The organism is Blastopirellula marina, from assembly GCF_002967715.1.
GTDB classification, from domain to species: domain Bacteria; phylum Planctomycetota; class Planctomycetia; order Pirellulales; family Pirellulaceae; genus Bremerella; species Bremerella marina_B.
The window spans coordinates 1-564 of sequence record NZ_PUIA01000031.1 but is presented as its reverse complement, the minus strand read 5'-3'; the positions used below and the strand labels follow the sequence as shown (position 1 = coordinate 564).

Below are 564 nucleotides of genomic sequence, written 5' to 3'. Positions count from 1 at the left end.
CCTTACGCTCAAGATCGCTTGGCCGCCGCCGGCGGTTTGACGGGCGCTGTCGCTGGCGCCGCGATCGGCAGCGCGACCGGTAACGCAGGCGCTGGCGCACTGATTGGCGCCGGCGTGGGCGCGGTCGCCGGATCCGCCACTGGCGCGGCGATCGATGAACAGGAAGCCCGCAACCAGGCGATCATTCAGCAAAGCCTGGGGCGCCAATTGGCTGGCGCTACCACGTTCCAAGATGTCGTCGCCATGTCGCAAGCCGGTCTGGGCGACCAGGTCATCATCACCCATATCAACAAACATGGCGTCGCGACTCCGCCCACGCCGCAAGACTTGATCGGCCTGAAAAGCGCCGGCGTCAGCGATCCGGTGTTGGCGACGCTGCAAAATCCGCCGCCGCTGGTGCAGCCGGTCCGTTATGTCGATCGCCGGCCGGTGGTGGTCGAAGAAGTCTATTACGATCCGTGGTGTTATCACCCTCCTTATCGTTATCGTCATCATCGCCATTGCCCTCCGCCCGGCGTTTCGTGGTCGATCGGGGTTCATCGCTAAGGGAAGTTGGCGTTTGAG

The 564-nt window shown here is 63.8% G+C and carries 1 protein-coding gene; it reads left to right on the top strand.

From position 1 onward, the window contains the following. The coding region (locus tag C5Y96_RS09800) for a glycine zipper domain-containing protein (protein WP_105352597.1) at positions 1-546 on the top strand (546 nt) is incomplete at its 5' end. Positions 547-564: the final 18 nt, after the last annotated feature.